This is a genomic window from Desulfobulbaceae bacterium (genome assembly GCA_013792005.1).
Taxonomy (GTDB): domain Bacteria; phylum Desulfobacterota; class Desulfobulbia; order Desulfobulbales; family VMSU01; genus VMSU01.
On record VMSU01000246.1, the window covers coordinates 1 to 7127 of the forward strand.

Below are 7127 nucleotides of genomic sequence, written 5' to 3' on the forward strand. Positions count from 1 at the left end.
CAACCTGAGTAGTTACAAATAATCATGCGTAGCAAGACCTGTTAACTTAGGAATTTGGTAAGCGCCAACATCTCTTTTGGAGGGTAAGTGACAGATCAGAATCAAAAAAAAGATACCAGGCAACGACTACTCGATAGCGCTGCCATTTTATTCAGCGACAGAGGGTATGCTTGCACCTCGGTGGCCGAGATCTGCAAAAGGGCCGAAGCCAACATCGCCTCTGTCAACTACCATTTCGGTAGCAAGGAGGGTCTCTACCGCAGTGTCATCCAGTACACCCATGCCCAGGCGGAAGCCCTCTACCCCTTCAAGGACGGCAATAACATCCCGGTCCAAGAGCGTTTTTATCAATTTGTTCTTGTCCTCTTGCAAAGAATTCTCAGCACGGAAATGACCGGCAACTACTGTAAACTCATGACCAAGGAAATGGCCGAACCCACCGACGAAAGCGGCCCGCTGGTCAGTCAGATCATCTCCGACAAAAGAGCCAAGGTGGAGGCGCTGATCAAAGAAGTATACAGCCAACCGGCCGATGACGAACTCATTTTCCGCATGAGCCACAGCATTATCAGTCAGTGCCTCTTCCTCGGTCTGACCGAAAAAGGGCGACGCCATCACCTGAAACGCAGACCGGTCGGTCTTGAAGACGCCGTGTCCTTTGCCAGACACATCACTGATTTTTCCCTGGCCGGGCTCCGCTGTTACGGAGGAGTTAAATCTAAATGAACTTGCGAACCTTTCTCCTTTTTCTACTGTTACCAATTATTTCCTCCTGCCTAACCCGGCAGCAGAATCCTCCCCCCCCGCAGCTTGATGCGCTGCCACAGCAGTTTTCTGCGCCCCCAGGATCGATTGATCTTTCGACAGAGTGGTGGAAGGATCTTGACAGCAAGGAACTCAACACCCTGATGAGCGAAGCGGTGAATAAAAATTTTTCACTCCGCGAAGCCTACGCCAGAATGTCCCAGGCCCACTTCGCCGCCCTTAAGGCAGGGTCAGCCCAGTGGCCAGCGCTCTCAGCAAGCAGCGGAGCAGGACACACGGACCGCAGAAGCGACAACAACCAAACCCTCGGCAGCGATAACTGGACCCTTGCTCTTTCTGCCAGCTACGAAATCGATTTGTGGGGCCGGGTACAGGCAGAAATAACCAGTGAGGATCTGCTTGCCAACGCCTCGGCAGAGGACACAAAAGCTGCCCTGCTCAGCGTCAGTGGTCAGGTTGCAGAAAACTGGATTACCCTTATCTCAACTCGCCAACAGCAGCAACTTTTCCAGCAGCAACTCGAACTACAACGAGAGTTGCTCCAACTGATCCTCCTCAGATTTCCGCTAGCCAAAGCGACTGCACTTGATATCTACCAACAACAGCAAGCCATCGAAAAGCTGGAAGCGGCTCTTATCCCCTTAACAAGCAAGGAGAAGACGATCAAAAGACAGCTGGCCTTTTTGCTCGGCAAAGCACGCCTCGACAACGAACAACTACAGGCGGATCAATTCCCTGCTCTGCCGGAGATTCCTGGTGTCGGTCTGCCTGCCGACCTCTTAGATCAGCGTCCGGACATCCTGGCCGCCGGCATGCGGCTTGCCGCCGGCCAGCACGATATCACAGTAGCCAAGGCGGACCTCTTGCCAACCCTGAAACTCACCGCCTCGCACACCTACAGTTCGGATGGACTCAGTTCTCTGTTTGACAACTGGCTCCGCAATCTTGCAGCCAACATGGTCGCACCCCTCCTAGACGGGAAGCGTCGCCGCAATGAAGTGGAGCGGGTCAGGGTAATCGCCGAGGAGCGTCTGGCCGCTTACGGCCGGGTGGTGTTCACCGCCATCCGTGAAGTGGAGGATGCCCTGGCCGATGAACTTCAATATCACACATCTATTGCCTCTCTCAACCGACAGCAAGAGTTATCCGATCGCACCATCAGGGAGGCAAGGACCCGATATCTCAATGGAGGCACCGGTTTTCTCAATGTCTTAAAAGAAGAGTTAAATGTGTTGCAGGTGAAGCAGGATCTGATCACCTCCGAAGAAAAGATGATGCTTGCACGAATCCGGCTCCACAAAGCTCTGGGCGGCTCCTGGATGAGCCACTACCTGAAAAAAACGAATCAAGTCTCTAGGAGCCTGTCGTCATTGAGACTATAAAGAAAGGGTTGTCACATGAAAGAAGAAAATCCGGCTAACAACAGCGAAATCCCTATTGATCTGCCAACACCTCAGCGGTCATGGAAACAACGATTGGCTGCACTCTTCATTATTCTCGTTATTCTTGCCCTCGGCGGGGGAGTCGCAATTGCTTTAATAAAGACAAAACCTATCGCCAAGAAAAAGCCCCCGACCAAGATGCAGGTATTAGTGGAGACCGAGACCGTAACTCACTCCAGTACCAGGGTGACGATCGAAGCGCTTGGCCGCATGGTCCCCTCCCGTCAGATCACCTTGCAGGCACGAGTGGCCGGCACCGTCAAGTATCTCCATCCGCAATTTGTTCCAGGGGGAATAATCAGCCAGGGGGAAGTCATTATTCGACTGGACGACACCGATTACCAGCTCGAACTTAAACGCAAGCAGAATCTCCTGCAACAGGCCTTGGCCGATCTGCGCATCGAAGAGGGCAACCAAACCGTTGCCAGTCAGGAATGGGAGCTGATCAAGCGTCGTAGTGACGGTTTTGATACCTCAAGCATTGATCTTGCCCTGCGGAAACCGCAGCTGGAAAAAATCCAGGCCATCGTAGCCTCCGCCAAAACTGATATCAAGCGGGTGGAGATTGATCTGGAACGGACAGTAATCAAAGCGCCTTTTAACGCAGTGATCAAAGAGAAAAATATTGATCTCGGCTCCCAGGTTGGCAGTCAGTCGCAACTTGCCTCCTTGGTCGGCATTGACGCCTTCTGGGCCGAAGTCTCCGTGCCAGAGGATAAACTTTCCTGGTTCAGCCTGCCGGACACCAAAGGACCTGGCTCTCCAGTCCAGGTGTTTGCCAATCATGATGGCCCACGCACCGGCCAAATCATCAAACTCTTGCCTGATGTGGAGCAACAAGGACTGATGGCCAAACTTCTCATTGAGGTGGACGACCCTATGGCCTCAACTGGAGGGAGAAACCCGCTATTGCTGGGCAGTTTTGTCCGGGTCGAAATCACCGGGAAAATGCTGGAAAAGGTGTATCAAGCGCCACGCTCCGCCCTTAAGGACGACAAGACGGTTTTAGTGGTTTCCCAAGAGCAGACTCTGCATATCCAGCCGGTTTCAGTGGTCTGGAAAAATAGCGCACAGGTCTTTATTGGTGCTGGGCTTAAGACCGGTGATCGAATCATTACTTCGCAAGTGGCAGCTCCAGTGGAAGGCATGCCGCTCATCATAAACGATACCAAGACAATCACCGGTGAAGATCAACAAACAGGACAAGGTAACGAGCATGAACAACGGTAACTCCGTCAAACATGGTCCCATCGCCTGGATGGCTGGAAACTCGGTTGCCGCCAACCTGGTGATGCTCTTTCTCTTGGTTGGCGGCCTTCTCTGGGGCCTTCAAATCAAGCAGGAGGTCTTTCCTGAGTTCACCCTCGATCAGGTGATTATCTCGGTAATCTATCCCGGCGCCAGCCCGGAAGAGGTGGCAGAAGGCATTGTCCTACCGATAGAAGAGGCTATCCAGTCGGTGGACGGCATTGAAGAAATCTCTTCGGTGGCAAGCGAAGGTAGCGGCAGAGTTACCATAGAGGCGGTCACCGGCACCAATCTGCAACAGATGGCGACCGACATCAAAAACGAGATAGACCGCATCACCTCCTTTCCCGACGAGGCGGAAGAACCTTTAGTCACCATCCCCTCCCGCAAGAATCAGGTCATCACTCTGGTCCTGTATGGCAATCAGCCACGCTCAGTGCTCCGTGATGTAACCGAGACCATTCGCGACCAACTGCTGCAGGACAAGGGCATCACCCAGGTAGAACTGCAGGGACACCGCCCCCTTGAAATGGCCATCGAAGTAAGTCAAGACAACTTAAGGCGCTATAACCTCAAACTTAGTGACATTGCCGCTAAAATCAAAAACGCCTCCATCGATCTTCCCGGTGGCTCCATCAAGACCAGGGGTGGCGAGATCCTGGTGCGGATGACCGAACGTCGCGACTTTCAGGAGGAGTTCTCCTCTATCCCGGTGGTCACCGGAGCCGACGGCACCAGTGTCACCCTCGGGGAAATCGCAACAATAAAAGACAGCTTCGAAGAGACCGACCAGTTCCTGGTCTACAACACAATGCCAGCTCTAGGCATCAACGTCTTTCGGGTCGGAGACCAAACACCGATTTCGATTTCCGATGCCGTCCAGAAACACGTCGAAACGTTACGCCAGACCCTGCCTGACGGGATCCATGTTGCCACGGTCAACGACGACTCGCAGGCCTTCCGGCAACGAATGGCGCTATTACTGAAAAACGGTTATTTCGGGCTGGGATTAGTCTTCATTCTGCTTGGTATTTTTCTTGAGGCACGACTTGCTTTCTGGGTAACCATGGGAATCCCTATCTCCTTTCTCGGAGCCCTGCTGCTCATTCCCCAGGTCGGGGTCAGCATCAATATGGTGTCACTCTTCGCCTTCATCATCTCACTTGGGATCGTGGTTGACGATGCCATCGTAATTGGCGAAAACGTGTACAGCTTCAAGCAACGCGGCTACGGATCCATGGAGGCTGCAGTGATGGGGGCGCGGGAGGTCGCAGGGCCGGTAACCTTCTCGATTCTAACCAATATTGTCACCTTCATGCCCCTCTATTTCGTCCCGGGGACATTGGGCAAGATCTTTTGCAATATTCCGGTGGTAGTGGTTTCGGTTTTCCTTATCTCCCTTTTCGAATCTATCTTCGTGCTGCCAGCCCATCTGAGCCACCAGAAAGAACTAAAGAATCCGATCATGATCTTTATCACCCGTCAGCAGCAAAAGGTCTCCCATGGCCTTACCTCTCTGATCAAAAATGTATACGGACCATTTTTGCGCTTCTCCCTGCGCTACCGCTATATCAGTGTCACCATCGGCTTGGTCACCCTGTTGATTGCCGTGGCGTATGTAAAAAGCGGCCGGATGGGCATTATCATGTTCCCTAAGGTAGAATCTGATTTCTCGTATGCCACAGCAGAACTGCCGGTAGGGGTAGCGGTGGAGGATACCATGGCAGTGCATGATCGACTTCTGGCCTCGGCCAACCAGCTGATCAATAAAATTGGACGGGAGCAGCAGGTAGAGGGGATACTCTCCTTTGTCAACAGCAATAGCACCTGGGTGAAGGTCTTCATGATCCCACCGGAGGAGCGATCAGTGCAAACCGCAGACTTTACCGACCGCTGGCGCAAAGCGACCGGCAATATTGCCGGCATCGAAACCATGAAATTCCAATCGGATTTCGGCGGCCCCGGTTCCGGGGCCGGGCTGACCGTCGAACTCCAGCACCGAAACACCGACGTGCTAGAAAAGGCAAGTGGTGAGCTGGCAGCAGCTCTCGGTTTTTTCCCCAACGTCTCCGATATCGACGACGGCTTCACCCCAGGCAAGGACCAGATCGACTTTACCCTTAAACCTGTCGGCTATCAGCTCGGATTAAACCCTCTTGACGTGGCCCGACAGTTACGAAACTCCTACTATGGCACTGAGGTCATTCGACAACTCAGGGGCCGCAACGAGATCAGAATCATGGTGCGCAATCCGGAGGAGGAACGTAAGTCCGAGTACTTTCTCGAGGAGATGCTGCTTACCACCCCGAAGGGAATCAAAGTTCCGCTTCGAGACGTGGTCGAACTCAAGCGGGGCAAGGCCTTTACCGCCATCACCAGGCGTGACGGCAGGCGGGTGGTAAGTGTCACTGCTGATGTGACCCCGCGCAACCAGGCAGACCTGGTGCTTAACTCCATCACCACAGACACCTTGCCTCAGCTGATGCAAAAATACCCCGGCCTGGCTTATGGCTTCGAAGGCAAACAGGCAGACCGCAAAGAGAGCATGGTGGCCCTCGGCCGCGGCATGATGATCTCCATGCTCTTGGTCTATGTGCTACTTGCCATTCCTTTCCGCAGTTATTTTCAGCCGGCTATCATCATGGTCAGCATCCCCTTCGGAATCGTCGGTGCCATTATTGGCCATCTGATTATGGGCTATGACTTAAGCATCTTAAGCATGTTCGGCATTGTCGCCCTATCAGGGGTCGTGGTTAACGATGCCCTAGTGCTGATCGATTGCGCCAACCGGCGGGTCCTTGAAGGCTACAGCCACTTCTCTGCCATCATCTACGCCGGCATCCAGCGGTTCAGGCCCATCATGCTGACCACTCTCACCACCTTCTTCGGCCTCTCTCCAATGATCCTAGAGACCTCACGGCAGGCAAAATTCCTCATTCCCATGGCAATTTCACTCGGTTTCGGCATCCTTTTTTCGACCGTCATCGTCCTGGTACTGGTCCCAGCTCTCTTTATTATTCTGGAAGATATCAAGATAGCCATTCGTCATATTTTTGGCTTACAGACAACCCCACCAATAAAGACAATCGCGGCAGAGGACAACGCCTTAGGCTGAAAATGCAACAACGCTGACAAAGTGAAAGAAGAAAAGTTTGAACCAGTTTCTTCTCCCAGCAAACCGTCAAAGTCACTCAACTGCTCTGTCCTCTTGGTTCTCGGCGACAGCCGGACAAGAGCTAGAGGGCCCTACCCCTCTTCCTGCCCAAGACAAAACGGCATCCTGCCCCCGAACAATCAGAAACAGACTCAAGAAGCATAATTATCCTTCTTGAATTAAACGTCTTCACTTGGTGTAGTTCAAGAAAAATCAGTGATAGCAAAGCCCTACGACTGGACCTCAAACTCATCTTCATAAAGTGATTGATTTCAAGAAAAGGGTCGGCTATTCAGTTACAATTCTGTGATGTTGACTTCCGAATCACTATACTTTGGAAGGTACGAGAAACGTCATAATAAAAAGGCCGCACAGTGCTTAGGGACGCGGAAAATACCAATTTACCATAACGCATCCCGGCTTTGGGCCATCTTTGGTCGCGACTCAATCACAAAATCCTCGACGTAGCGCTGCTACGCCTGCGGTTTTGTTCAATCGGCGCAACCAAATCTGACCCA

The 7127-nt window shown here is 52.6% G+C and carries 4 protein-coding genes; all 4 read left to right on the forward strand.

Going from position 1 to position 7127, the window contains the following annotated elements; genetic code table 11:
* Window positions 1–87 precede the first annotated feature (87 nt).
* From FP815_16045 to FP815_16060, 4 genes are read left to right on the forward strand one after another with little or no spacing between them, the layout of a single operon-like run.
* Complete coding sequence (locus FP815_16045; protein MBA3016441.1) at window positions 88–726, forward strand: helix-turn-helix transcriptional regulator; 639 nt, start codon at window positions 88–90, stop codon at window positions 724–726.
* On the forward strand, window positions 723–2147 hold the full coding sequence (locus FP815_16050; protein MBA3016442.1) for a TolC family protein: 1425 nt from the start codon (window positions 723–725) through the stop codon (window positions 2145–2147). Before FP815_16045 ends, FP815_16050 begins: the two co-directional genes overlap by 4 nt.
* 15 nt (window positions 2148–2162) lie before the next feature.
* Window positions 2163–3437: an efflux RND transporter periplasmic adaptor subunit gene (locus FP815_16055; GenBank protein MBA3016443.1), complete on the forward strand. Its 1275-nt coding sequence runs from the start codon at window positions 2163–2165 to the stop codon at window positions 3435–3437.
* Window positions 3424–6570, forward strand: coding sequence for an efflux RND transporter permease subunit (locus FP815_16060; protein ID MBA3016444.1), 3147 nt, complete (start codon window positions 3424–3426; stop codon window positions 6568–6570). The genes FP815_16055 and FP815_16060 overlap by 14 nt, the downstream gene beginning before the upstream one ends.
* Window positions 6571–7127: the final 557 nt, after the last annotated feature.